Source organism: Streptomyces sp. NPDC006691, from assembly GCF_042869955.1.
Lineage (GTDB): Bacteria > Actinomycetota > Actinomycetes > Streptomycetales > Streptomycetaceae > Streptomyces.
Map to the genome: position 1 here is coordinate 200,192 of NZ_JBIAGW010000005.1, position 24,786 is coordinate 224,977.

At 72.0% G+C, this 24,786-nt stretch carries 20 protein-coding genes; 12 read left to right on the forward strand and 8 right to left on the reverse strand.

Translation table 11 applies throughout. From position 1 onward, the window contains the following. Positions 1 to 38: 38 nt before the first annotated feature. The gene (gene lysA, locus ACFYNP_RS14190; RefSeq protein ID WP_388785499.1) at positions 39 to 1,379 is read right to left on the reverse strand and encodes a diaminopimelate decarboxylase; all 1,341 of its coding nucleotides are present in this window, start codon (positions 1,377 to 1,379) and stop codon (positions 39 to 41) included. 577 nt (positions 1,380 to 1,956) lie between these two features. On the opposite strand from lysA, the gene ACFYNP_RS14195 reads away from it, so the two are divergent. After that, positions 1,957 to 2,760, forward strand: a complete 804-nt coding sequence (locus tag ACFYNP_RS14195) for a GNAT family N-acetyltransferase (RefSeq protein WP_388412911.1) — start codon at positions 1,957 to 1,959, stop codon at positions 2,758 to 2,760. A 29-nt stretch (positions 2,761 to 2,789) separates the two neighbouring features. Continuing rightward, positions 2,790 to 3,227, forward strand: a complete 438-nt coding sequence (locus tag ACFYNP_RS14200) for a VOC family protein (RefSeq protein WP_388412912.1) — start codon at positions 2,790 to 2,792, stop codon at positions 3,225 to 3,227. 3 nt (positions 3,228 to 3,230) lie between these two features. Here ACFYNP_RS14200 and ACFYNP_RS14205 read toward each other — a convergent pair whose 3' ends face one another. Continuing rightward, positions 3,231 to 3,713 carry a DUF6328 family protein gene (locus ACFYNP_RS14205; protein WP_388785501.1) on the reverse strand — a complete coding sequence of 161 codons (483 nt, stop codon included), beginning with the start codon at positions 3,711 to 3,713 and terminating at the stop codon, positions 3,231 to 3,233. 103 nt (positions 3,714 to 3,816) lie between these two features. On the opposite strand from ACFYNP_RS14205, the gene ACFYNP_RS14210 reads away from it, so the two are divergent. The 6 genes from ACFYNP_RS14210 to ACFYNP_RS14235 all read left to right on the forward strand — a co-directional run bounded on the left by ACFYNP_RS14210 (position 3,817) and on the right by ACFYNP_RS14235 (position 11,588). Further along, positions 3,817 to 4,281, forward strand: a complete 465-nt coding sequence (locus ACFYNP_RS14210) for an NUDIX domain-containing protein (RefSeq protein WP_388785503.1) — start codon at positions 3,817 to 3,819, stop codon at positions 4,279 to 4,281. 177 nt (positions 4,282 to 4,458) lie between these two features. After that, on the forward strand, positions 4,459 to 5,772 hold the full coding sequence (locus ACFYNP_RS14215; protein WP_388412915.1) for an ROK family protein: 1,314 nt from the start codon (positions 4,459 to 4,461) through the stop codon (positions 5,770 to 5,772). A gap of 266 nt (positions 5,773 to 6,038) precedes the next feature. After that, positions 6,039 to 7,436 (forward strand): family 2B encapsulin nanocompartment shell protein, encoded by a 1,398-nt coding sequence (locus ACFYNP_RS14220; protein ID WP_388785505.1) that lies wholly within the window; start codon positions 6,039 to 6,041, stop codon positions 7,434 to 7,436. Beyond that, a complete protein-coding gene (locus ACFYNP_RS14225) occupies positions 7,423 to 8,691 on the forward strand; it encodes a SufS family cysteine desulfurase (RefSeq protein WP_388785507.1) in 1,269 nt (422 codons plus the stop codon). The genes ACFYNP_RS14220 and ACFYNP_RS14225 overlap by 14 nt, the downstream gene beginning before the upstream one ends. Before the next feature lie 168 nt (positions 8,692 to 8,859). Continuing rightward, a complete protein-coding gene (locus tag ACFYNP_RS14230; protein WP_388412920.1) occupies positions 8,860 to 9,207 on the forward strand; it encodes an SH3 domain-containing protein in 348 nt (115 codons plus the stop codon). 257 nt (positions 9,208 to 9,464) lie between these two features. Continuing rightward, positions 9,465 to 11,588 (forward strand): NPCBM/NEW2 domain-containing protein, encoded by a 2,124-nt coding sequence (locus ACFYNP_RS14235; RefSeq protein WP_388785509.1) that lies wholly within the window; start codon positions 9,465 to 9,467, stop codon positions 11,586 to 11,588. Here the strand turns inward: ACFYNP_RS14235 and ACFYNP_RS14240 are convergent. The 3 genes from ACFYNP_RS14240 to ACFYNP_RS14250 are packed head-to-tail and all read right to left on the reverse strand — an operon-like array spanning position 11,570 to position 13,918. Then, positions 11,570 to 12,310 (reverse strand): class I SAM-dependent DNA methyltransferase, encoded by a 741-nt coding sequence (locus tag ACFYNP_RS14240; protein ID WP_388785511.1) that lies wholly within the window; start codon positions 12,308 to 12,310, stop codon positions 11,570 to 11,572. The two genes, ACFYNP_RS14235 and ACFYNP_RS14240, sit on opposite strands and share 19 nt — an antisense overlap. A gap of 31 nt (positions 12,311 to 12,341) precedes the next feature. After that, positions 12,342 to 13,157, reverse strand: a complete 816-nt coding sequence (locus ACFYNP_RS14245; protein ID WP_388785513.1) for a lysophospholipid acyltransferase family protein — start codon at positions 13,155 to 13,157, stop codon at positions 12,342 to 12,344. Then, positions 13,154 to 13,918, reverse strand: a complete 765-nt coding sequence (locus ACFYNP_RS14250; protein WP_388785800.1) for a GNAT family N-acetyltransferase — start codon at positions 13,916 to 13,918, stop codon at positions 13,154 to 13,156. The genes ACFYNP_RS14245 and ACFYNP_RS14250 overlap by 4 nt, the downstream gene beginning before the upstream one ends. A 379-nt stretch (positions 13,919 to 14,297) precedes the next feature. On the opposite strand from ACFYNP_RS14250, the gene ACFYNP_RS14255 reads away from it, so the two are divergent. Beyond that, positions 14,298 to 15,776, forward strand: coding sequence for a peptidoglycan D,D-transpeptidase FtsI family protein (locus tag ACFYNP_RS14255; protein ID WP_388785802.1), 1,479 nt, complete (start codon positions 14,298 to 14,300; stop codon positions 15,774 to 15,776). A gap of 46 nt (positions 15,777 to 15,822) precedes the next feature. Here the strand turns inward: ACFYNP_RS14255 and ACFYNP_RS14260 are convergent, their stop codons facing one another. After that, positions 15,823 to 16,842 (reverse strand): alpha/beta fold hydrolase, encoded by a 1,020-nt coding sequence (locus ACFYNP_RS14260; protein ID WP_388412928.1) that lies wholly within the window; start codon positions 16,840 to 16,842, stop codon positions 15,823 to 15,825. 266 nt (positions 16,843 to 17,108) lie between these two features. On the opposite strand from ACFYNP_RS14260, the gene ACFYNP_RS14265 reads away from it, so the two are divergent. Beyond that, positions 17,109 to 18,602, forward strand: coding sequence for a hydrolase (locus tag ACFYNP_RS14265; RefSeq protein ID WP_388785515.1), 1,494 nt, complete (start codon positions 17,109 to 17,111; stop codon positions 18,600 to 18,602). 39 nt (positions 18,603 to 18,641) lie between these two features. On the opposite strand, the gene ACFYNP_RS14270 is transcribed toward ACFYNP_RS14265, so the two are convergent. After that, positions 18,642 to 19,922, reverse strand: coding sequence for a cytochrome P450 (locus tag ACFYNP_RS14270; protein WP_388785517.1), 1,281 nt, complete (start codon positions 19,920 to 19,922; stop codon positions 18,642 to 18,644). A 284-nt stretch (positions 19,923 to 20,206) separates the two neighbouring features. Here ACFYNP_RS14270 and ACFYNP_RS14275 point away from each other — a divergent pair, with 284 nt between their 5' ends. Both ACFYNP_RS14275 and ACFYNP_RS14280 read left to right on the forward strand, forming a co-directional pair. Next, positions 20,207 to 21,274, forward strand: coding sequence for an esterase-like activity of phytase family protein (locus tag ACFYNP_RS14275; RefSeq protein WP_388785519.1), 1,068 nt, complete (start codon positions 20,207 to 20,209; stop codon positions 21,272 to 21,274). Between the two features lie 37 nt (positions 21,275 to 21,311). After that, entirely contained in the window at positions 21,312 to 22,250 is a 939-nt protein-coding gene (locus ACFYNP_RS14280; RefSeq protein WP_388785521.1) for a DUF4436 family protein, read from the forward strand. A 45-nt stretch (positions 22,251 to 22,295) separates the two neighbouring features. On the opposite strand, the gene ACFYNP_RS14285 is transcribed toward ACFYNP_RS14280, so the two are convergent. Beyond that, the gene (locus ACFYNP_RS14285; RefSeq protein ID WP_388785523.1) at positions 22,296 to 24,605 is read right to left on the reverse strand and encodes a glycosyl hydrolase family 18 protein; all 2,310 of its coding nucleotides are present in this window, start codon (positions 24,603 to 24,605) and stop codon (positions 22,296 to 22,298) included. Between the last annotated feature and the right edge of the window lie 181 nt (positions 24,606 to 24,786).

Consider the following 24,786-nt stretch of genomic DNA (forward strand, 5'->3'; position numbering starts at 1 on the left):
CCGGCCCGCCGCACACCCGATGCCGCGACCGGGTCGCCTCACAGCCCGACGTCGCGGCTGCGGAAGTCGTCGAGCGACTCGCGGCGCACCAGGAGCCGGGCGTGCCCGTCGGCGACGGCGACCACCGGGGGGCGGCCCACCATGTTGTAGCCGGACGCCATCGACAGCTGGTAGGCGCCGGCGACCGGCACGGCCAGCAGGTCCCCGGGGTGGACGTCGCCCGGCAGGTCCACCGCCGCGGCCAGGACGTCGCCCGCCTCGCAGTGCCGTCCCACGACGGTCGCCCTGCGGGGCTCGGCGGTCGCGGCCCGCCCGATGAGGCGGGGCTCGTACCGCACCCCGTACAGGGCGGGTCGCGGGTTGTCGCTCATGCCGCCGTCGACCGCGACGAAGAGGTTGTCGCCGGTGCGCTTGACGGCGAGCACCCGGTACAGCGCGACACCGGCCGGCCCGACCACCGCGCGGCCCGGCTCGACGAGCAGCCGGGGCACCGTGAGCGAGGCCGCCGCGCAGCTCTCGACGAGTTCGGTACGCATCCGGCGGGCCAGCGCCGTGATGTCCAGCGCGTCCTCGCCGGGCCGGTAGGCGACGCCGTGGCCGCCGCCCATGTCCAGCTCGGGCAGCACCACGCCGTGGGTGTCGCGGATGCGGGCCATCAGGCCGACCATGCGGCGCACCGCCGACAGATAGGGCTTGACCGTGGTGATCTGCGACCCCAAATGGCAGTGCAGGCCGGTCAGTTCGAGCTGCGGTTGCCCCAGGATGCGAGCGATGGCGTGCTGGGCGTGGCCGTCGGTGAGGGACAGTCCGAACTTCTGGTCGTCGGTGCCGGTACGGATCTTGTCGTGGCCGCCCGCACTGATACCGGGCACCACCCGGAGCATCACCTTCTGGTGACCGCCCGGGCCGACCGCCGCCGCCAGGCGGGCGATCTCGGAGGGGCTGTCGATGACGATCCGCCCCACGCCGAGGCGCAGCGCGGCCTCGATGTCGTGCGGCGACTTGGCGTTGCCGTGCAGCACGATGCGGTCGGCCGGAAATCCGGCGGTGACGGCGAGTTCGAGTTCGCCGGCCGAGCACACATCGAGCCCGAGGCCCTCGTCCCGCACCCAGTGGGCCACGGCCCGGCACAGGAACGCCTTCGCGGCGTAGAGGACTTCGGCCTCGGGGAAGGCGCTGCGATAGGTGCGGCAGCGTTCGCGCACCTCGCCCTCGTCCAGCACATAGGCGGGTGTGCCGAAGCGTTCGGCGATCTCGGTGAGCGCGACGGCGCCCACCGCGAGTCCGCCGTGGCCCAGCCGGGAGGTGGAGGCCGGCCACACGGACAGATCGTCCGGGGTGTGGGCGGGGGCGGCGGCCGGCAGGTTCATGGTGGTCATGGCCAGGTGCTCCTTGTCGGGCGATCCACCGCGTGCGCCCGTCGGCGGGGCGTACCCCGGGGTCCGGGGCGTCGCCGCACCGACGGGCCGTGCCATGGATGCCTCCTGGAGGATCCGCGCGGTGGGTGGGGCGGCCCCGGCACGGGGAGGCGGGCCGGGGCACGTCGGCGACGCTACGCCCGCGAGTCCTGACCGCCCGGCGTCCTGACGCGACGCTGACGGGAAGCGGGCCCACACTGACGCGACGCTGACGCCGGGGACGCTCAAGACCTGCTTTCCTTGCCTGCCAGGGCGATGCCGGCACCGTCGGGGCCGTCTCCCGGTGCGGCCGCGCGGCGGTACGCAACGGCCCCCGGGGAGGTCGCGCCCTTACCTCGCCGCGCACGGGGTACCCATTCCTCACGGCAAAGCACAAGCAAAGGCAGCACACCGAACCGCAGCTCACCGCATGTCCCGCACCACACCGCACAGTCCGCGGCGCTCGCACCGCACCCCACCGCGCAGCGCCTCGCACCCGTCGGCCTCGCCGCTCGTCGGACCCGAGGCCCGACATCCCGCCGCCGGAACGGAGCCCGACGTGATCGAACTCTCCCTACCTCAACTCACCGCACTCGTGGGCCGGTTGGACACCACGGAACCCGGACCCTCGGCGCTGGCCGAGCACGTGCTGACCACCGGGAACGGCCACGCCCTGGCCGACCGTGCCGGGCGTCCGCGCGTGCTCGCCCTGGACTGCGCGCGTCATGCGCTGCTGCGCGGCGACCCGGACGCCCTCGAACCGGCGGACCTCGCACCCCTGGCCCATCGCCGCATCGACGCGCCGGCCTCCTTCCTGCCGGTCCTCGGCGCCGCCTTCGACCAGGTGGTGCCGCGCGAGCGGATGGTCTACGTGCGCCAGCAACCGGTGGCTCCCCCACGCCCGCCGCGTACCGTGACGATCCGTCCGCTCACCTCCTCGGACGCGCCCGCACTCGTCGCCCTGCCTGCCGACTCGGCCTGGATCCACGCGAGTTGGGGCGGCCCCTCGGGCCTCGCCCGGTCCGGGCACGCGTGGGGCGCCTTCCACCAGGAGAGACTCCTGGCCCTCGCCTGCACCTACTTCCGGGGTGCCGCCTACGAGGACATCGCCGTGCTCACCGCGCCCGGGCGGCGCCACCAACGGCTCGCCCCGCACTGCGTGCTGGCGCTGAGCCACGACATCACGGCACGGGGGCGCGGCGTGAGCTGGACCTGCTCCCGCCACGACCGGCCGAGCCGGCTGCTGGCCTGGACGGCCGGGTTCCGACTGGTGCGCGAGTACGTCCACTACGCGAGCGGCGCGGCGGTCACGGACGGCGACCGCGTGCCCGACGGCTGCCGGGGCCCGGCCCGCGCCGGTTAGGCGGAGCCCGGCGGGGGCACTCGTCCGGCATGAGCGTACCCAAGACCAGCATCCTCGTACTGGACTGTGCCGAGCCCGTCGAACTCGCCGAGTTCTACGCCGCGTTGCTCGGCGGCGAGACCCGTACCGCCGAGAACCCGGACTTCGTGGAGGTCATCGGCGGCGACGGCGTCCATCTGGCGATCCGCCGCGACCACGGGTACGCGCCGCCGAGCTGGCCGCGCCCCGAGGACTCGCAGCAGGCGCACCTCAGGATCGTCGTGGCGCTCGGCGACATGGACGCCGCCGAGCGCGAGGTGATCACCCTCGGCGGGATGCCCGTCGACACCAAGGACAACAACGGGCCGCGCGACGAGCGCGTCTACGCCGACCCGGCCGGCCACTCCTTCACGCTCGCCGTGTCGGCCGAGCGCTCGGAATATTCCGCCCCCGGAGCCGACCCGGAGACACCTGACCGGGACGCATGACCCCTAGGACGTACGGTCGCCGTGGTGCAGCCTGCGGGCCACGGCCGGCAGCACGAACCAGCAGCAGACGAACCAGCAGACCACCCCGGCCACCAGCCACGGTGCGAGCACGCTGTGCAGGGCGACGCGCAGGATGAGCAGGAGCGAACTGGCCACCGTGCACAGCAGGAGCACCAGGCCGACGACGGTGAGCCAGGACGCCCAGGTCACGGTCTGCGGCTTCAGCCGCTCTCCGGCGAGCACCCGGTGGAAGGAGACCGGACCGATCAGTGCTCCGGTGGTCGCGGCGCCGAGCACCACGGTCACGACATAGATGGTGCGGTCGGTGCTGCCGAGGCTGGTGAAGCGCTCCTGGAAGACGACGGCGAGCAGGAAGCCGAACAGGATCTGCACTCCGGTCTGCGCGACCCTCAGCTCCTGGAGCAGGTCGCCCCACTTGCGGTCGGCGCGTTCCTCGGCCGTCTCGTTCCGCCCGGAGTCCGCCATGTGCACCACCTCCTCGAAGTCCGGTACCCATACATATCAACCGAAACCCCGCCGACATCTCCGCCCCGTGGCGCCGCGCGGGCCGGGCCCGCAGACTGGCGGCATGGCAGGAAAGCGCAGCGCGGGGCTGCTGGTGTACCGCGGGACGGCGGGCGGGCTCGAAGTGCTGGTCGGGCACATGGGCGGGCCGTTCCATTCGGGACGCGACGCCGGGTCCTGGTCGATCCCCAAGGGGGAGTACGGCCCCGAGGAGCGGCCCGAGGCGGCGGCCCGGCGCGAGTTCGAGGAGGAACTGGGGCTGCCGGCTCCCGAGGGCGCCTGGGTGCCGCTGGGCGAGGTCGTGCAGCGCTCCGGGAAGACCGTGACGGCGTGGGCGGTGGAGGGGGACCTGGATCCGGCGGACGTGGTGCCGGGCACGTTCACCATGGAGTGGCCGCGCGGCTCGGGCACCCTGCGCGAGTTCCCGGAGATGGACCGCTTCGCCTGGCTGGCCCCCGAGGCCGCGGCCCCGCTGCTCATCAAGGGCCAGCAGGCCTTCCTGGAACGGCTCGTGGCACATCTGGGCTAGGACACCCCGTACGCCCCCACGCATCCCCCCGCGCATGCGGGCCGCCGGTGCGGGTGCGCCGCCCCCTTGCGCGCCGCCAGCAAGCTCATGGCTTAATTTAGGGCATGAGTTAAGACCAGGGACAAGGGCGCGGCACGGGCTCTCGCACCGGTATGTTGCACGCAGGGAGGGAGCCACATGGCCACACCGAACAGAAGGACCGTCCGCGACCTGCGCCGGGACAACCGCAGCGCGGTTCTGCGCCGGTTGTACTTCGACGGACCGATGAGCCGCCAGGCACTGGGGCCCGCCACCGGGCTGAGTTCAGGATCCGTGAGCAACGTCGTCGCCGAGCTCGTCGCGGACGGCCTCCTTGAGGACGCCGGGGTGGTGGACTCCGACGGCGGGCGGCCCCGGACCCTGCTCCGGGTCGCCCCCGGCTGCGGCCACCTCATCGGCGTGGACGTCGGCGAGACCCGGGTCAGGGTCGAGCTGTTCGACCTGGTACTGCGTGAACTAGCCCGCGCGGAGCTGTCGTTGGACGCGGGCGGCTACGACGTCGACCACATCGTGGGCCACATCCGCGAGGGTGTCGCGGCCGTGCTGCACGAGAGCGGTCTGGATCCGGCCCGCCTGCTCGGCGTGGGTGTGGGCGTGCCGGGCATCGTCGACCGCAGCTCCCCCGACGGGGCCGTGGTGCACGGCCAGACCATCGGCTGGGACGCGGTCCCCCTGGAGTCCCTGCTGCGCGAAAGCCTCCAACTGCCCACCGATACACGCTACTTCATCGAGAACGGCACCAAGACGCTGGGACAGGCCGAGCTGTGGTTCGGCGGCGGCCGCGGGGCCTCCGACGCGGCCATCGTCCTGTTCGGCTCGGGCGTCGGGGCCTGCATCATCTCGGGGGGCGCGATCTACGGGGGCGCGCACAGCAGCGCCGCCGAGTGGGGCCACACCACCGTGCACGTACGCGGCCGGCGCTGCCGGTGCGGCGCGCTCGGCTGCCTGGAGGCGTACGCGGGCGCCGAGGCCCTCATCCAGCGCTGGCGCGAGGCGGGAGCCCAACTGCCCCCCGACACCGGCGAGGAGACCGCCGTCACCGCCCTCCTCCGCGCCGCCTACCCCACGGACCCGGGCGTCGCCCCGAGCCCGGTCGCGCTCGGGGTGATCGAGGAGACCGCCGAGTACCTGGGCGCCGGACTGTCCGATCTCATCAACCTCTACAACCCCGAGCGCATCCTCATCGGCGGCTGGGCCGGGCTCCAACTCGGCCCGCACATCCTGGAGTCGGTGCGCCGGCACGCCACCGCCTACGCGCTGCGCCACCCGGCCGAGCGGGTCACCATCGAGCTCGGCCGGCTCGGCCCGGACGCGGTCACCGTGGGCGCGGCCACCCTGCCGCTGGCCGGCTTCTTCGCCCGCGGCGGCCGGCACGCGCCCGCGACCGAACAGGAAACGCCCGCGGAAAAGGCTGCCTGGCGCACCGCGGTGGAGGAGCGGGCGGCCCGCTGACCGCTTCGTCGAATTCGCGCCGTCGATCTTTTCATTCGACCGGAACGGGCATTCCCATAAGCCGTGCTTTTAGGATGTAATAGCCGTGCAGTCAGTTTGAATCGAGTCTGTTCTGCGATGCGCCAAAACCGCCCCGACCTGCGTCGGGGCGGTTTTTCGTGGCCCCTTTGGCACCTTTTCAGGACTGCCACGGGCACATGCCTCTTGTGGCGCCGGAATTCCAGGAACACGATCGGTTGTCGTCCAACCCCGACGTGGAGGTACTGGTGAACGCTCCTGTGAATAATGGTCGGTCGAGTCTCGGCCCGGACGCCGCTCGGCAACTCGCCACCGCCACCAAGACCGTTCCGCAAATGCGCGGCATCACCCCGCGCTATCTGCTGCGCGCGCTGCCCTGGGTGGACGTCGAATCCGGCGTCTACCGCGTCAACCGGCGCCGTTCCTTCGTCCTGGGCGACGACCGGATCAGCACGTACGACGAGGACGGCACCCCCTGCGTCATGCCGGGCGACCTGCGCGAGCTGCCCTACTTACGTGACACCGAGGACGAGCTCCTGGGCGAACTCGCGGGCGCCTTCACCCCGGTGACGTTCGACGCCGGGCAGGTGCTCGTGCAGGAGGGGGATCCCGCCGACCGGCTGTGGGTCCTGGTGCAGGGCCGCGCGGAGAAGCGCGTCACCGGCCGGTACGGCGAGGACGCGCTGCTCGAAGTCGTGGGCGACGGCCAGTTCTTCTGTCTCGACTCCTGGACCCGCGGCGAGCCGATGCCGTACCGCGTCAAGGCACTCACGCCGGGCACGGCCCTGTGCGCCGACCGGGCCGCACTCGCCCAACTGGCCGACCGCAGCCCCGAGTTGCGTACCGCGATGGACGCGTACGCCTCGGGCGACGGGGTGCGGCCCGGCGCGGAGGCGCCCATCGACCTCAGCTCCGGGCACGTCGGGGAGGTCGAGCTGCCGGGCACCTATGTGGACTACGAGGACGCACCGCGCGAGTACCACATGACGCTCGCCCAGACGGTGTTGCGCATCCACACCCGCGTCGCGGACCTGTACAACGGCCCGATCGACCAGACGCGAGCCCAGTCCAACCTGACGGTGCAGGCGCTGCGCGAGCGGCAGGAGGCGGCACTGCTCAACCACCCCGAGTTCGGCCTCCTGAACAACGTATCCGCAGGCCAGCGCGTGCAGTCCCGCACCGGTTCACCGACCCCGGACGACCTCGACGAGCTGCTGGCCCGGGTGTGGAAGCAGCCCGGGTTCTTCGTCGCGCACCCCCGCGCGATCGCCGCCTTCGGCCGCGAATGCACCCGGCGGGGCGTGCCGCCGGTGACCGACAGCCGGTACGGCAGCCCGCTGCTCACCTGGCGGGGCGTGCCGCTGCTGCCCTCCGACAAGGTGCGCTTCTCGGGCGGCGGAGCCATCGGCACCACGGAGATCCTGCTGATGCGCACCGGCGAGGCCGAGCAGGGCGTGGTCGGGCTGCGGCCCGCCGCGGTCCCCGACGAGGTCGAACCCGGCCTGTCCATGCGGAACATGGGGGTCGACCAGAAGGGCATCACCTCGTACCTGATGACCGCGTACTTCAACACGGCCGTCCTGGTGGAGGACGCGATCGCCGTACTCCAGAACGTCGAGGTGTCCAACTACCATGACTACTCCTGAGGTTGCGGAGCGGATCGTCCCACCAGGGCGGCAACCGGGCGGATTCACACCGGAGTCGGCGCGCAAGGACTTCCCGGTCCTGCACCGCACGGTCAACGGGCACCCTCTGGTCTGGCTGGACAACGCGGCCACCACACAGAAGCCGCGCCAGGTCATCGAGGCGATCGCCGGCTACTACGGCACGTCCAACTCCAACATCCACCGAGGCGCGCACACCATGGCCCGCGAGGCCACCGAGATGTACGAGGCGGGCCGCGCCGCCGTCGCGGACTTCCTGGGGGCGCCGTCGCCCGACTCCATCGTGTTCGTACGGGGCACGACCGAGGCCGTGAACCTGGTCGCGCAGAGCTGGGGGCGGGCCGGCCTCGGCCCCGGCGACGACATCCTCGTGCCGGTCTTGGAGCACCATTCGGACATCGTCCCCTGGCAGTTGATCGCACGCGAGACCCGGGCGCGCGTGGTCCCGGTACCGCTGCTGCCGGACGGGCGGATCGACCAGGACGCCTACGCGGACCTGCTCTCGTGCCGTACCCGGCTCGTCGCGATCAGCCAGGCCTCCAACGTGCTCGGCACGGTCCCGCCGGTGCGCGAGATGACCGCACTCGCCCACCGCTACGGGGCGAAGGTACTGGTCGACGGGGCACAGGCGGTGGCCCACCTGCCGGTCGATGTCACCGCCCTGGACGCCGACTTCTACGCCTTCTCCGGGCACAAGCTGTACGCGCCCACCGGCATCGGCGCGCTCTACGTCAAGCCGGAGGTCCTCGCGGGCCTGCGGCCCTGGCAGGGCGGCGGCAACATGATCGACTCGGTGTCCTTCGAGCGCACCACGTTCGCCCCGGTGCCGCACCTCATGGAGGCCGGCACCGGAAACATCGCCGGGGTGGTCGGGCTGCTCGCCGCCCTGAACTGGTTCACGTCCTTCGACCGGGGAGCGGTCGCCGCGTACGAGAACGAGCTGACGGCGTACGCGCGGCAGGCGATGGCGAGGGTGCCGGGCCTGGAGATCCTGGGGTCGGCGCCGGAGCGCATCGCGGTGCTCACCTTCACCATGGCGGGCCACGAACCGGCGGCCATCGCGTCCTGGCTGGACCGGGACGGCATCGCGATCCGGGCCGGCCACCACTGTGCGCAGCCGGCCCTCGCCCACTACGGCCTGGAGTCGGCGGCCCGCGCCTCCTTCGCGCTGTACAACACCCCGGAGGAGGTCGACGAGCTGGTGGCGTCGCTGCTGCGCCTGCACGCGTCGTCCTGACGCGGCCCGTCCGGCGCCCGGGCCCCGGATCCCTTCGGATCCCGGGCCCTCGCCGCTCGGGTCGCATCCCCGGTGGGCCTGGTGTGTGATGGAGGGGACGCGTCGAGGGGTGCCGGTCGGCTACGGCCCGCGCATCCCAGGGGGCAGCAGTGACGAAGGGAGTCGCTCATGCACACCGGACGCACCCGTCGAGCGCTGGCCGCGGGCCTGCTCGCCTGCGGTCTTTCCGCGGGCGGCGCCGCCATGGCGGTCACCGCCACCGCGGCCCCGGCACACCATGACGACGGACCCGTGTGGGGCACCGTGACCTCGCGCATCGAACTGAACGTACGGGAGGACCCGACGCTGCGCGCCGATGTGGTGACGAGTCTGTCGCCGGGCGCCCGGGACCGGGTGGAGTGCAAGACGTACGGGACGGACGTGCACGGCACCGACTGGTGGTACTGGCTGGGCAACGCGCGCGGCTGGGTCAGCGCCTCGTACGTCGACGTACGGGGACACGTCCCCGACTGCTAGTCCTCCGGCCGCTGTCCACCGCGGTCACGCGAGGGCCCCACCGCCGGTGCGGTGGGCCCTCGCGTGACCGGATGCGGCGGTGAGGGGACCCGGACCCCGCGTTCGGCCGGACCCCGCGGGGCCCGCCGAGCGGGGTGGCGCACCGTGCCGACTCACCGGCCGCTTCTCTTGACATGCACTTGCCCGGGCGCTGTGATGTGGTTGCTTTCGTTCGACACCGTTCGTTTGTGCGCCAATCACCTGCAACGGAGCCGCACTTGACTGCCGAACTGAACATCTTCAGACAGCGCGTCACCGCTTCTCTGGGTGCCCTCGCTCTTGTCGCGGGCGGCGTGACGGTCGCCGTGGAGGTGGCGGCCGCGCCGCCGGCCGCGGCCGTGGACAACGGCCTCGCGCGTACCCCGCAGATGGGGTTCAACAACTGGAACTCCACGCACTGCCGCGGCGAGTTCGACGAGTCGATGGTCGAGGGCATCGCGGACGCGTTCGTCGCGCAGGGCCTCAAGGACGTCGGCTACACGTACGTCAACATCGACGACTGCTGGGCGCTGCCGGACCGGGACGCCTCCGGCAACCTCGTCCCCGACCCGGCGCGCTTCCCGCACGGCATCAAGGCCGTCGCGGACTACGTGCACGCCAAGGGCCTGAAGTTCGGGCTCTACTCCAGCGCGGGCACCAGGACCTGCGACACCCAGGGCTTTCCCGGGGGCCTCGGTCACGAGCAGCAGGACGCCGATCTGTGGGCTTCCTGGGGCGTCGACTACCTCAAGTACGACAACTGCAACAACACCGGCGCCGACGCGAAGCAGCGGTACCGGGCGATGGGCGACGCGCTCAGGGCGGCGGGCCGGCCCATCCTGTACAGCATCTGCGAATGGGGCTCCAACCAGCCCTGGAACTGGGCCTCGGGCACCGGCAACTCCTGGCGCACCACGGGCGACATCAGCGACTCCTGGTCGAGCATGATCGACATCGCGCACCAGAACCAGTCGCTCGCCCCCTATGCCGGCCCCGGTGGCTGGAACGACCCGGACATGCTGGAGGTCGGCAACGGCGGCATGACGGACACCGAGTACCGCACCCACTTCAGCCTCTGGTCGCAGATGGCGGCGCCGCTGCTCATCGGCAGCGATCTGCGCAATCCGAGCGCGGCGACGCTCGCGATCCTCAAGAACACCGACGTCATCGCCGTCGACCAGGACCCGCTCGGCAAGCAGGGCACCGTGGTGTCGAGCTCCGGTGGCCTCGTGGTGATGTCCAAACCCCTTGCGGACGGCGGCCGTTCGGTCACGCTCACCAATGAGAACACCTCGGCCCGGACGATCTCGACGACCGTCGACGCCCTCGGGATCGGCGGCGCGTCCTCGTACGCGCTCAAGGATCTGTGGTCCAAGCGGACCAGCAGCACCACCAGCGCCATCAGCGCGTCGGTGCCGGCCCACGGCACCGTGATGTACCGGGTGACACCCGGCTCGCCGGTTCCGCCGCCGACCGGTCTCCACCAGCTCGGCGACCTGCCCTGGACGTCGGCCGTGAACGGCTGGGGCCCGGTCGAGCGCGACCGCAGCAACGGCGAACAGACCGCGGGCGACGGCCGGACGCTCACCATCAACGGGACCACCTACGCCAAGGGCCTGGGCACCCATGCCGCCTCGGACATCACGTACTACCTGGGCGGCGGCTGTCGTTCGCTCAACGTCGACGTGGGCGTGGACGACGAGTCTACGGCCGGCGGTTCGGTGGTGTTCCGGATCTACCGGGACCAGACGCTCGTCGCGGACAGCGGGCTGCGCACCGCGAGCGATCCGCCCACGCACCTCGCGGCCGATCTGCGGGGCGGCGGCACGCTGCGCCTGGTCGTGACCGACGGCGGGGACGGCATCACCTACGACCACGCCGACTGGGCGGGTCCCCAACTGGCCTGCGGCCAGGGCCCGTCCGCCGGTACCCACGCGCTGAGCGACCTGGCGTGGAGCTCGGCGGCCGGCGGCTGGGGCCCGGTCGAGCGCGACCGCAGCAACGGCGAACAGGCCGCGGGCGACGGCAAGCCCCTGACCGTGGGTGGCACCGTCTACACCAAGGGCCTCGGCACGCACGCGGCGTCCACGGTGACGTACTACCTCGGCGGCACCTGCACCGCGTTCCGGTCGAGCGTGGGTGTGGACGACGAGGTGGGCGCGAAGGGCTCGGTCGTCTTCCAGGTGTACCGGGACGGGGTGCTCGCCGCCGACAGCGGCAAGGTCACCGGAGCGGACGCGGCGAAGGCGATCAGTGCCGAGGTGAGCGGTGCGAACGAGCTGCGGCTCGTCGTCACGGACGCCGGCGACGGCGTCGACTACGACCACGCGGACTGGGCCGCACCTCAACTCACCTGTGGCTGAGGGGCTTCGCGGTCCTGCTTCGTGGCCACGACCAGTCGGGCCCGCGGGCTGCCGTCGGGGCGGCGCCCCAGCGCCTCCAGGGCGTACAGCTCGACCGCGAAGCCGGCCGTCGCCAGCTCCCGGCGCATGTCCGCGAGGCCGAAGCCGCGGTAGTACATGACGAACGGGGGGCGCCACAGCGCGTTGCGGATCCGCATGGCCGTGTCGAAGCCGAGCAGGGCGAGATGGCCCGGGCTGCCCGGCCGGGCCGGGGCGGCCACGGGGAACGCGAACCGGCCGCCGGGCCGCAGCACGGCGTACGCCTGGGCGTAGAGGTTCGGCCGCTCCCGGGGCAGGAAGTGGCCGAACGCTCCGAAACTGACGGCCAGGTCGTAGTCCGCGCCGAGCGGCAGTGCCCGCACGTCGCCGCGCAGCAGGTCCGCCTCCGGATGCGCCCCGGCTGCGACCTCCAGCATCCCGGCGCTGATGTCGACGCCGGTGATCCGCTCCCGGCACACCTGGCCCAGCACGTCGAGGCCGGCGCCGGTGCCGCAGCACAGGTCGAGCCCCCGGCCGAACGGGCCGAGTCCGGCGAGCACGGCGGCGGTGGCGTCGAGGACCGACTCCGGTGTACGGAACGGGGTGTGGTCGAACTTCGGGGCCAGGAGGTCGTAGCCGTGCTCGACGGACGACAGCGCCTGGACGGCGAGCTCACGGAAGCTGGGACCCTCGGGTGTGAACATGGCTGCCCAGCTTAGGGGGCGGACAGGGCGTTCAGGCGGGTACGCGCGTGCCGGTGTGGGCGGGCGGCCGGGTGCCGCACACGGCGGCGCCGGCCGCGGCGGCCAGGGTGCGGCGGTCGGTGCCGTGCAGCTCCGGGTGCGCGGTGACCCGCACGCTCAGGGCGCGGGCCTGGGTCACCCTGCGCAGCGAGGTCGTGAAGTCGTCGCCGCCGAGGAAGGCCGCGACCGTGGTGGGGACGCCGTCCTGGAGGTAGTCGACGGTCATCGGCCGCACCGGGGCGCCCGCGTCGACGGCGGCCTGGAACGCGGCCCGGTGGAACCGGCCGCCCGCGACGGTGCACCAGGTGGTGGCCTGCGGGAAGACGAGGACAGACCGGCCCGAGCGCAGGAGACCGGCCAACTCAGCCACGGTGTAAGGGAGTTCGCGTACCGCTCCGCGGTCGATGAAGCGGGTGCCGATGCGGCGGGCGAGCGTGCCGACCACCGGCCACTGGCCGACCTCGCGCTTGGCGAGGACGGTGACCGGCTCGACGGCGAGCAGCGCCACGGCGTCGAGCCAGGAGATGTGGTTGGCGACGACCAGCGCGCCCGGCGTGATCCCCGCGGCCGGTGCGACCCCCCGCACGGGCGGCCCGGTCTCCAGGCGCACGCCCAGGGCGTGGAGTACGGCCCGGGCCTGGCCGCGCAGCACGCGCGGGTCCGCGAGCCGCTCGCCCGTCGCCACGGCGCGGATCAGGGTGTGGGTGAGGGCCGCGTACCGGCGTGCCGTCTCGGTGAGCGGCACTCGGGGTGTGTGGTCGTCCAGACAGTCCGGGGTGCAGGGTGCCGCTACCGACCAGGGGTTCATCGGGTGTCTCCGCGGCCGGCGTCTCCGAGGAAGTAGCGGCGGTAGCGGTCGCCGAGCCGGTCCATGTCGAGCAGCACGAAGAAGTCGGCCACGTTGAACTCGGGGTCGTAGGTGGGCGCCCCGCACATCCAGGCGCCGAGCCGGAAGTATCCGCGCAGCAGCGGTGGCAGGTCCGCGTAGCCGGCGCGGCCCGGCGCCGGGGCCGTCGGCAGCCACGGGCGGTGCGGGTGGACCCGCAGTTCGGGGGGTGAGGAGTGCTTGGCGTTGCCGAGGAGCCAGGCGCTGGAGGCGGCCGCACCGCCGTCGGCGAGCGGTACGGATGCGCAGCCCGCCAGATAGCGGTGCCCGGACAGCAGCACATAGCGGGCCAGCGCGGACCACATGAGGTTGATGACGGCGCCCGAGCGGTGGTCCGTGTGCACACAGGAACGCCCGGCCTCGATCATCGCGGGGCGCAGCGCGGCGAGCGAGCCGAGGTCGAACTCGCCCTCGGAGTAGGAGCGTCGGGTCCGCCCGGGCGGCAGCAGCCGGTAGGTGCCGACGACCTCGCCGGTCGCGGTGTCGGTCACGATCAGATGGTCGGCGAGCGTGTCGAAGGCGTCGATGTCGTGGCCGGGCAGCGGGGTGGTGAGGGCCGCTCCCATCTCCTCGCCGAAGACGCGGTACCGCAACCGCTGCGCGGCCCGGATCTGTTCCTCGGTGTCCGCGATGGAGGTGGTGTAGGAACCGGTGGCGGCGGGTGCGGTGGATATCGAGAGCATGGATGTGGCGTTCTCCGCGACGTGGGGCACAGTCGAATCCCTCTGTGGTTTCCGCATGGGCTTCCGCGCTGTGAGTATGGGATCGCCATATGTGCTCCCGGTGAATTGCACACGACGTGGCGTCGGGCATTGCCCGGCCCGAAGGCACCCGGGGCCCGGTCGGCGCTCTGGACGCCATGACCGGTTTATGACCCTTCCGTAACAGCCATATCCCCATCCGGGGCTCACGAAGGGCGATCTTGCCCCCATGACCTGCACTGATAGGCGAATCCCTATGGCGTGTGACGCCTGAGCGCTCTTGGACATCCGGGGGCCGGACCTGTTCTGCTGATCACCACATGTCCGGTTGAACCCCATTCGGTATGACTCTGGGAGCGTGATGAACAAGCCGCTGCGGCGCATAGCCGCCTTCTGCGGGGTGATGGTGTTCGCCCTGCTGGTCCGGGCGACGTGGGTCCAGTTCGTGAAGGGCGACACCCTGGCCAACAACGAGCACAACCGGCGGGTGCAGATCGACGCGTTCGCCCAGCCGCGCGGTGACATCGTGGTGGGCGGGCAGCCGATCACGGGGTCGGTGGCGACGCCGGGCTCCGACTTCAAGTACAAGCGCACCTACAAGGACGGCCCGATGTACGCGCCCGTCACCGGCTATCTCTCCCAGGCGCAGGGAGCCACGTTCCTGGAGGGCGTGCACGCGAAGGTGATGAACGGGAAGGACGACCGGCTGTTCTTCGACCGGACCAAGTCCCTGTTCACCGGGGAGACCCCGCGCGGCGGCGATGTGATCACCACGATCGACCCGGCCGCGCAGAAGGCGGCGTACGAGGGTCTGACGAAGCTGAAGGCGAAGGGCGCGGTGGTCGCCCTCGATCCGCGCTCGGGCAGGATCCTCGCGATGGCGAGTACCCCCTCCTACGATCCGTCGGTCTTCTCCGGGATCTCCCGGAAGGAGGGCCAGGAGTTCCTGCGGCTCGACGCCGACAAGAGCAAGCCGCTCAACAACCGGGCGATCCGCGAGGTGTATCCGCCCGGGTCCACATTCAAGATCCTCACCGCGGCCGCCGCGCTCGACCACGGCGTGGTCACCGACATCAACGCCGCCATGCCGGACGCCCCCGCGCCGTACACCCTGCCGCTGAGCACCACCCAGGTGGGCAACGACGTCGACAACTCGCTGTGCGACAAGGTGTCCCTCAAGACCGGCATGCAGTGGTCCTGCAACAACGTGTTCCTCCAGACCGCGCTGAAGACCGGCAAGGACAAGATGCGCGAGACGGCCGAGAAGTTCGGGTTCAACGAGGAGCAGTTCGTCCCCGTGCGTACCGCGAAGAGCGGTTACCCCGACGACCTCGACAAGCCGGGGACCGCGCTGACCGGCATGGGCCAGGGCAGCGTGACCAGCACCCCGCTCCAGATGGCCATGGTGACCGCGGGCATCGCCAACGACGGCAAGGTCATGAAGCCGTACATGGTCGACGAGCTGCGCGGCCCGGACCTGTCCTCGCTGGAGAAGGCCAGGCCCGAGGTTCTGCACCAGGCCGTCTCCGAGAGCACCGCGAAGAAGGTGCAGGAGATGATGGAGTTCACGGCGAGCGACGGCACCGCGAAGAAGGTGCGGATGGACGGCGTCACCGTCGGCGGCAAGACCGGCACCGCCCAGCACGGCGCCGATGTGCGCGAGGAGCGCCCCTACGCCTGGTTCGTCTCGTACGCCAAGCAGAGCGACGGCACCTCCCCGGTGGCGGTGGCCGTGTTCGTCGACCCCGCCGACATGGACATCCAGCGCTCCGAGATCGCCGGCGGCAAGCTCGGCGCGCCGATCGCCAAGGCGGTGATGGAGGCGGTCATGAAGAAGTGAGGCCAGGGCCTGTCCGCGCGCCTCCGACCGATCCGCACGACAGGCGTCAGGTCGCGCTGCGCTCGCTCTCCCTCCGCAACTCCCGTGCCACGATGGACTCTTGGCCGGGGTCGGGCTCCGCGACCGCCGTGCCGTCGCGGCCCGCGCGCATCAGGGCGTGCCAGTGCTCGGCGCTCCAGTCGGCGGGCGGGGTGGTCGCGATGAAGTCCTCGACGAGGGCGAGGAAACGGGCCGGGTCCGTGTGGAAGGGGAAGTGCCCGGCGCCTTCGAAGACTTCGAGACGGCTGCCGGGCATGGCGGCGTGCGCGCGCCGGCCGTGGCTCGGTGGTACGACACTGTCGCGCGAGCCCCAGATCAGCAGGGTGGGCATGCCCGCGGTCAGATAGCAGCGGTCGAGCATGGTGACGACCTGGCCGTGCGGGTCGACGACCGACCGCAGGGTGCGCACGAAGACGCTGCGGGACCTCGCGTCGGGCAGCGCGTCCACGAGGCCGAGCAGGTCCGGGGCGTCCTGGCCGAGGTCGGTGCCCAGCAGCCGCATCAGCTCGATGACGAGCCGGGTGGGCCGGCGCATCGCGGGCCGCGCCAGGAGCGCGAGGACCAGCTCGGCGCCGGGGAGCGTGGCGGCGCGCAGCACCGGGTTGACCTCGCGGCCCACTCCCCCGGCGCCGACCAGGACGAGCCGTTCGGTCGACTCCGGGTACTGGTAGGCGAATTGCATGGCCACGCCGCCGCCGAGCGAGTGGCCGACGAGGGTGGCGCGTTCGACGCCGAGGACGCCGAGCAGATCGCGCAGGCCGTTGGCGTACGCGGCCACCGAGTAGTCGGCGCGCGGCTTTTCGGAGGCTCCGTGGCCGAGCAGATCGGGGGCGAGGACGGTGTAGCGGCGGGCGAGGCCGGGGATCAGCTCGGCCCAGGTGGCCGACGAGTCGCCGATTCCGTGGATCAGCACGACGGGCGGCCCCTGGCCCGCCGTGCGGTACGCCCGGCGGTAGCCGTGCACCACCCGGTGGCGCAGCCGCACGTCCTGGTCGCCCACCGGCCGCAGCCTGGCGCCATCAGCCATCGACGAACCTCCCCGATCCCGCCCGCACCACGGCCCCGTGCGCGCTCCCGTCCGGCCCCCGGCCCGGGTCACGTCAACGAGCGTAGAACCTGCGGCGCGTCCACGATTACCGACAGATTTCGCCACGACGAACACCTGCCGCCGCACCCTTTCCGCCATGTACGGTTCAACCGCGCGCTGCTCCGGAGTCCGCACAACGACGTTCTACGCGCGCAGACTTGGTGTCCCCACCACCACTCCCCCCACCCCTCATGGAGGTACGCAGGATGCTCGGAGCCAGCAGTTCCGCTCCCTCGCGCCGCCGGACCGCACTGCCGCGCCGCCGGACCGCCGGCGTGCTGACCGCGCTCGGCGCGCTGGTCGTCGCCGGTGGCGCCGCCGCGCAGGCCGCCACCCCGCCCGCCGCTTCCGCGCCGGCCGTCGCCGCGGCGGCGGCGCCGCACCGGGTGCTGTTCGACAACTCCAAGGCCGAGACGGCCGGCAACGCCGACTGGATCATCAGCACCAGTCAGCCGGACCCGCTGGCCCAGAACCCGTCCCCCTCGGCCGAGACGGACTGGACCGGCGCCCTGTCCTCCTGGGGCGTGGCGCTCCAGAAGAGCGGCGGCTACGCCCTGAAGACGCTGCCTTCGGGCAACACGATCACCTACGGCACGTCCTCCCCGCTCGATCTGAAGAACTTCGACACCTTCGTGCTGCCGGAGCCCAACGTGCTGCTCGGCGCGGTGGAGAAGACCGCGGTGATGCAGTTCGTGAAGAACGGCGGCGGCCTCTTCCTCATCTCCGACCACACCGGCTCCGACCGCAACAACGACGGCGCGGACGCGGTGAAGGTCATCAACGACCTGATGTCCAACAACTCCGTGGACAGCACCGACCCGTTCGGCTTCTCGGTGGACTCGCTCAACATCGCCACCGACAACCCGAGGGCCATCGGCGACAGCGCCGACCCGGTCCTCAACGGCTCCTTCGGCAAGGTGACCGGCAGCATCATCCGCAACGGCACGACGGTGACCCTCAAGCCCGCCGACAACCCGGCCGCCAAGGGCGAGGTCTACCGCACCGGTTACTCCGGCGATACCGGCGCGTTCTTCGCCACCAGCACCTTCGGCAGTGGCCGGGTCGCCTTCTGGGGCGACAGCTCGCCCATCGACGACGGAACCGGCCAGTCGGGCAACACCCTGTACGACGGCTGGAACGACCCGGCCGGCACGGACGCCGCCCTCGCGCTCAACGCCACCGCATGGCTGTCGGGCGCGGCCGGCAGCACCGGCGGCGACCCCACCCCCGGCTGCACCGGCGCCCAGCTCCTCGCCAACCCCGGCTTCGAATCGGGGAGTTCGGGCTGGACCGCGACCAGCGGCATCATCAACACCAGCAGCGGGGAGCCCGCCCGCACCGGCGCGTACAAGGCGTGGCTCGGCGGGAAGGGGACCGCGCACACCGACACCCTGGCGCAGCAGGTCACCGTCCCGGCGGGCTGTGCCGCCTCGCTCGGCTTCCAGCTGCACATCGACACGGCCGAGACGTCCAGCACGGCGTACGACACCCTCAAGGTGCAGGTACTGAACAGCGGCGGATCGGTCCTGGCCACCCTCGGGACGTATTCCAACCTGAACGCGGCGAGCGGCTACGCCCCGCGCGCCTTCGACCTCGGCGCGTACGCCGGGCAGACGGTGACGCTCAAGTTCACCGCGACCGAGGGCTCCAAGCTCCAGACGTCGTTCGTGATCGACGACACCGCGCTCACGGTGAGCTGACCGGGCGCGCCCCGCGGGCTCCGGCCCGGGCCCGCGGGGTCAGCCGCGCAGCCGTACCGGCAGCGACTCGACCCCGTACACGATCGACAGCTTGCGGAAGGCGAGTTCGTCCGCCGGGACGGCCAGGCGCATCTCGGGGAAGCGGCGGGCCAGGGCGGGGAAGGCCGCACGCAGTTCCATGCGGGCGAGTTCGGCGCCGATGCAGCGGTGGATGCCGTGGCCGAAGGCGAGATGGCCGGCCGCCCTGCGGTGCGGGTCGAAGCGGTGGCCGTCGGGGATGTGGGCGGCGTCGCGGTTGGCGGCGCTGAGCGAGCACAGCACCATGTCGCCCTTGGGGATGAGCCGGCCGGCCACTTCCACGTCCTCGCGGGCGAAGCGCGGGAAGGCCAGCTGGACGACGGTGAGGTGGCGCAGCGACTCCTCGACGAAGGTCGCGGCCGCCTCCTCGTCCTTGGCTATTCGCGCGAAGGCGTCCGGGTCCTGGAGCAGCAGCAGGGCGCCGAGCGCCAGCATGCTCGCGGTGGTCTCGAAGCCGCCGGTCAGGACTCCGTCGGCGAGCCCCGCGAGCTCGTCGTCGCCGACGCTGTCGCCGTGCTCCTTGACGATCATGCCGATCAGGCCGTCGCCCGGGTTCTCACGCTGCTTCTTGACCACGTCGCGGAAGTAGGACAGCGAGGCGGACATCGCGCCGAGCGGGGCGGTGGCCCCGGCGAACAGGTCGAAGCGTTCCATGGCGAGCTGCTGGAAGTCGTGGCGGTCCTCGTAGGGCACGCCGAGCAGCTCGCATATGGTCAGCGAGGGGACGGGCAGCGCGAAGGCCTCGACCAGGTCGACGGTGCCGCTGGCGGCCTCCATGGCGTCGAGCCGCTCCTCGACCAGGGCCTCGATGCGCGGGGTCAGCCGGCGCAGGCGCCGCATGGTGAACTCGGGCGTCAGGATGCGGCGCAGCCGGGTGTGCACCGGCGGATCGCTGAACCCGAGCCCGCCGGGATGCTGCTCCTCCACCACGCCGGCGTTGCCCGCGAGGTGGGTGAAGTCGTTGCTGAACCCGTCGGCCGAGCCGAGGACGGCCTTCACGGCGTCGTGTCCGGTGACCACCCAGGCGTCCATGCCGAACGGCAGCGGGACCTTGGTGACCGGTTCCTCGGCCTGCCGGGCGGTGAGCTCGGGCACCGGGTCGAGCCCGTTCCGGCGCAGCGGCATGAGCAGCGCGTCGGGCAGCAGCGAGATCGTGCCGGGGCCGATGCCGCGCTTCTGGATCCTGGCTAGGTAGGTGCGCCCGAGCCACAGGGTGACTCGGGAACGGAGATTTACCCTCAAGGCGGACTCCAAGGACAAGTTGTGCGGCCAGGACGCCGGGTACGGACTGAGTGGCTCAGGATAAGTGGCCCCGGGCGCCTCCCGGTCCGCCAGGGGCCCGGCTCACCCGCGGTTTGCGGTCACGACGGCCCCGTGCGGTCCCGCCGCGGGGCCGCCCCCTCGCCCGGGCCGCCGGGATTCGCTCGGCGGCCCGGCGTTCCCGTACAGGACGGATGTGCTCAACTCGCCCTTCACACAAGGCGATCTACTGTGTGGTGCCATCCACATCCGACCCGGGAGGAACCGTGCGTCTGCGCACCCTCGTCACCACCGCCACCGCTTCGCTGGCCGTCGCCGCCTGCGTGACCGTCACCGACGCGAACGCCGCGGTCCGGCCACCCGCCTCCGCGCACGCCTGCTCCGCCTCCACGGCCGTGGACGGCTTCTCGGACGACCTGGACAAGACGCTGTTCCAGGGCACGGTCGTCGGCAACCTGTCCGGTCTCGCCGTGGACACCGACGGCACGGTCGCCGCGCTGTCCGACCGTTCCCAACTGTTCGCCCTGAAGGTCGGCAAGCACCTCTCGGCAGCTCCCACCCGCGTCGTGCCGCTCGCCGACGAGAGGGGCGCGCAGCTGGACTCGGAGGCCGTCGTCGTCGAGCGCGACGGCACCCGTCTGATCACCTCCGAGACCGAACCGTCGATACGCCACTACGACCGCGACGGCAAGCTCCTCGGCCGGCTGCCGGTCCCGGACGCCCTGCGGGTCGCCCCCGCCGGGCGCGCCATCGCCAACGCGACCTTCGAGGGCCTGGCCCTGCAACCCGGCGGCCATACCCTCGTCGCCTCGATGGAGGCCCCGCTGTCCGGCGACGCCAAGGACGCGGCCGGACGTACGCTCGTCCGGTTCCAGACCTGGCACCGGGGCTCCGCGCAGGGCGACTTCACGCTCGCCGGGCAGTACGCCTACCCCGTGGAGCCGAACGCGGGCGTCTCCGAGATCACCGCCACCGGCGACGGGCGGCTGCTCGTCCTGGAGCGCGGCTTCACGGCGGGCGTGGGCAATGCGGTACGCCTCTTCCTCGCCGACCCGCGCGGCGCGAGCGATGTGAGCAAGGTCGAGAACCTGCCGGGCCCGGCGCGCTCCGTCCGCAAGACGCTGCTCGCCGACATCGGCGCCTGCCCCTCCCTCGGCGCCACGGCGAAGCAGCCGCAGCCCAACCCGCTGCTCGACAACATCGAGGGCCTGGCCGTGACCGGCCGCACCCGGGACGGCCGGCTGCGCCTCCTCCTGGTCAGTGACGACAACGAGAACCCGGTGCAGACCACCCGCCTTTACGCGCTGACGGTCCGGCTGCCCCGCCACGTCTGACCCGCGCGGCGGGGCCCCGGGGTGTATTCATTCGCCTATGGCCCGTTTCAGACCGAACAAGTACGTCGTGCGTCACGTGATGTCACTGCTGGTGATCCTGCTGGCCGCCGTCATCGGAGTGCTCCTGTACTTCAACGAGCGCGACGTGCGCCAGCAGGAACACTTCGTGGGCGACAGCCGCGCCGCGAACGGCGTGTACGTCGACACCAGCGTCCAGAAGGTCGACCCGGTGGCCCGTGAGCTGACGCTGCGGGTCCTGGTGCTCCCCCAGGGCTCGTTGCGGGAGAACGGCGACCCCTACACCCCGGCCGTCGACCTGCGGGTGGAGACCTCCTCGCTGATCCGGGGCACCCTGGACTTCAAGGCGGGGCGGCAGGTCAGTTACGAGGACGTGAAGGTGAGCCTGGACGGCGGTTCCGTCTCGGACTACCCGTTCGACCGGTACTCGACGATCATCGGCTTCGCCGCCGAAGCGGGAGGCAGGGAGGTGCCGGTCTCCCTGTCGCTGCGGGACGTCGACGCGTTCTTCAAGCCGACGGTCGTCAGCCGCAGCCAGGACCACGGCTTCGTCGCGTTCGAGGTGCGCGTCAGCCGCTCGCGGGCCACGTTCATCCTGGCCTGGTTCATGATGTTCATCATGTGGGGGCTCGCCCTCGCGGTGCTCGGCGCGACCTGGGTGATCGTCGACCAGCGCCGGGGTCTGGTGTGGCCGGCGATGGCCTGGATGGCGGCGACCCTGTTCGCGCTCGCCGGGTTCCGCAACGCGGCGCCCGGCGGCCCGCCGGTGGGCTGTCTGCTCGACTACGCGGCGTTCCTGTGGGCCGAGGCGATCATCTCCGCCTGCCTGGTGGCGGTCGCGGTGACCGGCATCATCACCGAGACGCGCCACCGGGGCGACGAGGCCCCGGAGGTGCACGCCGACCACCACACCGACGCACACGCCGCGGGGGACGCGGGCGACGGCGGCGGACACTGAATCCGGCCCGGCGGGCGGGCGGGTCCAACTCCCGCCCGCCGTCGGCTACTTGAGGCCCGTGTCGAGAGCGTTCATGAGGGTGCCCGAGGGGGTGTCGCCGGACATCTCCCAGACGAAGGCGCCGAGGAGGTTCTTGCTCTTGATGTACGGCGTCTTGTGGCCGATCGACCAGGCGTCGTCGAACGACCACCACTGGCCGCCCTCCCCGGTGTAGCCGTACGTGGCGACCGCCCGGTCGTCGTGGTAGACGGTCATTCCGGGCACCGAGGCGATCAGGTTGGCGTAACCGCGTACGCCCGCCTCCTCGGGGAACTGGCCGGGCGCGGCCCCGTCGGCGGCCTGCCAGACGCCGTGCGCCCCGCCGTCCGCGACCGTCTTCCAACCCCGCCCGTAGAAGGGGAAGCCGACGGCGAGTTTGCGCGGGTTGGTGCCCGCCGACAGATAGGCGGCCACGGCCGCGTCCACGCTGAAGTGGAAGCTGTAGGGGTCCTTGGGGTCGGGGTAGAGGTTGGCGGACTGCCCGGTGCGGCCCGGTTCCCAGGAGTTGTCGCTGCCCGAGCCGTGGAAGTCGTAGCCCTGGACCATGGCGTAGTCGAGCGAGGAGAAGACGCCGGAGCCCTGGGTGAGGTCCCAGCCCGCGGCGATCTTCGCCGGGTCGGCGGGCGTGAACGCGGTGAGCAGCCGGTGCGGGCCGCCCAGCGCGTCGAGCTGCTTGCGGAACTCGGCGAGCAGGAGGGCGAGATGGGCCTTGTCGGCGGTGGAGTAGTGGTTGCCGGGGTGGCCGTCGGTGCCGGGCCACTCCCAGTCGATGTCGATGCCGTCGAAGACCCCGGCACCGGTGCCGGGCCCGCCCGCGCCGTTGTAGAGCGGCAGGTTGCCCTTGATCCACACGTCGATGCAGGAGCTGACGAACTTCTTGCGGGAGGCGTCGGTGGCGGCGGCGTCCGAGAAGAACTTCGAGTACGTCCAGCCGCCGATCGACACGACGGCCTTGAGGTTCGGGTACTTGGCCTTGAGCTTCTTCACCTGGTTGAAATTGCCGCGCAGTTGGCCCCAGCCGTCGTCGGCGACGCCGTCGACGGACTGGGCGGCGGTCATGGCGCGCCCGTAGTCGGCGTCGGCGTCGCCCGCGCCGGTCCCCTCGTCGGGGTCCTGCGGGTTGCCGCTGACGCCCTTGGTGACACCGGCCTGACAGGTGAGGTTGGTGGGGTCGATGTTCTCGAACGCGTAATTGAGGACGTCCAGTTTGGCCGCCGCGCCCGAGGTGTCGAGGTTCTTCACGAAGTACTGTCGGCCGTAGATGCCCCACTGCGCGAAGTAGCCGGCCTTGAGGTACTTGCCCTGGCCCACGAGGTCGTCGGTGGTGACGGAGAGCGCGGCCGAGGGGGCGGAGGCGTTGTCGGCGGCGTCGCGCGCCCTGACGGTGAACGTGTACGTGGTCGACGGGGTGAGGCCGGGCACGGTGGCGGTGGTGGCGGGTGCGGCCACGGTCGTCGCGAGGGTGCCGTCGCGGTAGACGTCGTAGGCGACCACACCGATGTTGTCGGTGGCCGCGCCCCAGGCGAGGGTGACGCTCGTGGAGGTCTTCGCGGTGGCGCGCGGGTCGCCCGGAGCGCCGGGCGGCACCGGGTCGGACGCGGGGTCCACGGTGGTCACCGCGAGCGGCTCGCTGCGCGGACCGGGGTTGCCGCGGGTGTCCTTGGCCCGGACGGTGAAGGTGTACCCGGTGGCCGGGGTCAGGCCCGTCAGGGTCGCGGAGGTGGTGGTCGTGGTGGCGAGCACGGTGTCGCCGCCGAGCACCTCGTACGAGGCGACGGGGTGGTCCCCCGCGGTGGCGGCGCTCCAGGCGAGCGAGACGCTGTGCGCGGTCACGGCGGCGGCCCGCGGTGTGCCCGGGGCGGTGGGCGGAACATCGGGGGTGCCGTCGCACTTGTCGCCGTTGACGGTGCAGCCGGTGGGTGCCCCGACCGGGCCGTTCGCGACGAACCAGTAGCTGTACGGCTCGGTGGAACCGCCGGGCGGGACGGTCGCGTTGTAGTAGGCGTTCTTGACGCTGACGTGCCGGCCGGTGACGGTCGCGTCGCCGTTGTAGTGGCCGGTGACGCTCACCCCGGCGGGCAGGTCGAACTCCAGGGCCCAGCCGGTGACGGGCGCCGAGGTCGCGTTGTGCACGACGAACGTGCCCTTCCACCAGGAGCCGTTGTCCTGCGAGGCGAAGGTGGCGGTCAGGCCGGAGGCGGCCGCGGCGGGGGCCGCGCCGAGCCCGGTGAGGGCGGCGAGCGGCAGCAGGAGCGCGGCGAGCAGCACGGCGAGTCTTCGCCGGCGGCGCGCGGGGGTGGAACGCGGTGCGGACATGGTTCTCCCTGCGGTGAGGTGGGGGTACCAGGGCTGTGCAGAACCGTGTGCCTTGCGGAGCGGTGGGGGTGACCCGCCCGATGCGACGCACCGTAGAAGGTCTGGACCAATCGGTCAACGGGTCGCGCAGCCCGCGTCGGCACGTTCCCGCCGCGGGGCCGGACCACGCGACCGCCCCGGC

What these genes read in the sequence shown, in the direction of transcription:
- lysA (WP_388785499.1), bottom strand. Translation starts at nt 1,379, where the DNA reads ATGACCACCATGAACCTGCCGGCCGCCGCCCCCGCCCACACCCCGGAC.
- ACFYNP_RS14200 (WP_388412912.1), top strand. Translation starts at nt 2,790, where the DNA reads ATGAGCGTACCCAAGACCAGCATCCTCGTACTGGACTGTGCCGAGCCC.
- ACFYNP_RS14205 (WP_388785501.1), bottom strand. Translation starts at nt 3,713, where the DNA reads ATGGCGGACTCCGGGCGGAACGAGACGGCCGAGGAACGCGCCGACCGC.
- ACFYNP_RS14210 (WP_388785503.1), top strand. Translation starts at nt 3,817, where the DNA reads ATGGCAGGAAAGCGCAGCGCGGGGCTGCTGGTGTACCGCGGGACGGCG.
- ACFYNP_RS14215 (WP_388412915.1), top strand. Translation starts at nt 4,459, where the DNA reads ATGGCCACACCGAACAGAAGGACCGTCCGCGACCTGCGCCGGGACAAC.
- ACFYNP_RS14225 (WP_388785507.1), top strand. Translation starts at nt 7,423, where the DNA reads ATGACTACTCCTGAGGTTGCGGAGCGGATCGTCCCACCAGGGCGGCAA.
- ACFYNP_RS14230 (WP_388412920.1), top strand. Translation starts at nt 8,860, where the DNA reads ATGCACACCGGACGCACCCGTCGAGCGCTGGCCGCGGGCCTGCTCGCC.
- ACFYNP_RS14240 (WP_388785511.1), bottom strand. Translation starts at nt 12,310, where the DNA reads ATGTTCACACCCGAGGGTCCCAGCTTCCGTGAGCTCGCCGTCCAGGCG.
- ACFYNP_RS14245 (WP_388785513.1), bottom strand. Translation starts at nt 13,157, where the DNA reads ATGAACCCCTGGTCGGTAGCGGCACCCTGCACCCCGGACTGTCTGGAC.
- ACFYNP_RS14250 (WP_388785800.1), bottom strand. Translation starts at nt 13,918, where the DNA reads ATGCTCTCGATATCCACCGCACCCGCCGCCACCGGTTCCTACACCACC.
- ACFYNP_RS14255 (WP_388785802.1), top strand. Translation starts at nt 14,298, where the DNA reads ATGAACAAGCCGCTGCGGCGCATAGCCGCCTTCTGCGGGGTGATGGTG.
- ACFYNP_RS14260 (WP_388412928.1), bottom strand. Translation starts at nt 16,842, where the DNA reads ATGGCTGATGGCGCCAGGCTGCGGCCGGTGGGCGACCAGGACGTGCGG.
- ACFYNP_RS14265 (WP_388785515.1), top strand. Translation starts at nt 17,109, where the DNA reads ATGCTCGGAGCCAGCAGTTCCGCTCCCTCGCGCCGCCGGACCGCACTG.
- ACFYNP_RS14280 (WP_388785521.1), top strand. Translation starts at nt 21,312, where the DNA reads ATGGCCCGTTTCAGACCGAACAAGTACGTCGTGCGTCACGTGATGTCA.
- ACFYNP_RS14285 (WP_388785523.1), bottom strand. Translation starts at nt 24,605, where the DNA reads ATGTCCGCACCGCGTTCCACCCCCGCGCGCCGCCGGCGAAGACTCGCC.